This window comes from Streptomyces caeni (assembly GCF_042678285.1).
Classification (GTDB): Bacteria; Actinomycetota; Actinomycetes; order Streptomycetales; family Streptomycetaceae; genus Streptomyces; species Streptomyces caeni.
This window is the reverse complement of record NZ_JBHUDX010000170.1, coordinates 1-1,368: the sequence shown is the minus strand read 5'-3', so window position 1 is coordinate 1,368 and position 1,368 is coordinate 1. Positions and strand designations below refer to the sequence as shown.

Below are 1,368 nucleotides of genomic sequence, written 5' to 3'. Positions count from 1 at the left end.
CGTCGCCGTCTTCTCCCAGGACTTCACCGTCTTCGGCGGCGCCCTGGGCGAGGTCTACGGACAAAAGATCGTCAAGGTCATGGACTTCGCCCTCAAGACCGGCTGCCCCGTCATCGGCATCAACGACTCCGGCGGCGCCCGCATCCAAGAAGGCGTCGCCTCCCTGGGCGCCTACGGCGAGATCTTCCGCCGCAACACCCACGCCTCCGGCGTCATCCCCCAGATCAGCCTGATCGTCGGCCCCTGCGCCGGCGGCGCCGTCTACTCCCCCGCCATCACCGACTTCACCGTCATGGTCGACCAGACCTCCCACATGTTCATCACCGGCCCCGACGTCATCAAGACCGTCACCGGCGAGGACGTCGGCTTCGAGGAACTGGGCGGCGCCCGCACCCACAACACCGCCTCCGGCGTCGCCCACCACATGGCCGGCGACGAGAAGGACGCCATCGAGTACGTCAAGCAGCTGCTGTCCTACCTGCCGTCCAACAACCTCAGCGAACCCCCCCTCTACCCCGAGGAAGCCGACCTGGCCCTCACCGACGAGGACCGCGAACTGGACACCCTCGTCCCCGACAGCGCCAACCAGCCCTACGACATGCACACGGTGCTCGAACACATCCTCGACGACACCGAGTTCTTCGAGACCCAGCCGCTGTTCGCCCCCAACATCCTCACCGGCTTCGGCCGCGTCGAGGGCCACCCCGTCGGCATCGTCGCCAACCAGCCCCTGCAGTTCGCCGGCTGCCTCGACATCGACGCCAGCGAGAAGGCCGCCCGCTTCGTACGCACCTGCGACGCCTTCAACGTGCCCGTGATCACCTTCGTCGACGTCCCCGGCTTCCTGCCCGGCGTCGGCCAGGAACACACCGGCATCATCCGCCGCGGCGCCAAACTCATCTACGCCTACGCCGAAGCCACCGTGCCCCTGATCACCGTCATCACCCGCAAGGCCTTCGGCGGCGCCTACGACGTGATGGGCTCCAAACACCTGGGCGCCGACCTCAACCTGGCCTGGCCCACCGCCCAGATCGCCGTCATGGGCGCCCAGGGCGCCGTCAACATCCTCCACCGCCGCACCATCACCGACGCCGCCGCACACGGCGACGCCGACGCCACCCGCGCCCGCCTGATCCAGGAGTACGAGGACACCCTCCTCAACCCCTACGTCGCAGCCGAACGCGGCTACATCGACGCCGTGATCATGCCCTCCGACACCCGCGCCCACATCGTCCGCGGCCTGCGCCACCTGCGCACCAAACGCGAAACCCTCCCGCCCAAGAAACACGGCAACATCCCCCTGTAAACCCCGGCCCCCCTGGAAACCGACATGACGATCAAGGTCGTACGGGGCAACCCCACCCCCGA

Annotated in this window: 1 protein-coding gene; it reads left to right on the top strand. The window is 68.1% G+C overall.

From position 1 onward, the window contains the following. Positions 1 to 1,306, top strand: a 1,306-nt coding sequence (locus ACFSL4_RS37565) for an acyl-CoA carboxylase subunit beta (RefSeq protein WP_381092609.1), incomplete at its 5' end; no start/stop codon positions are given. Positions 1,307 to 1,368: the final 62 nt, after the last annotated feature.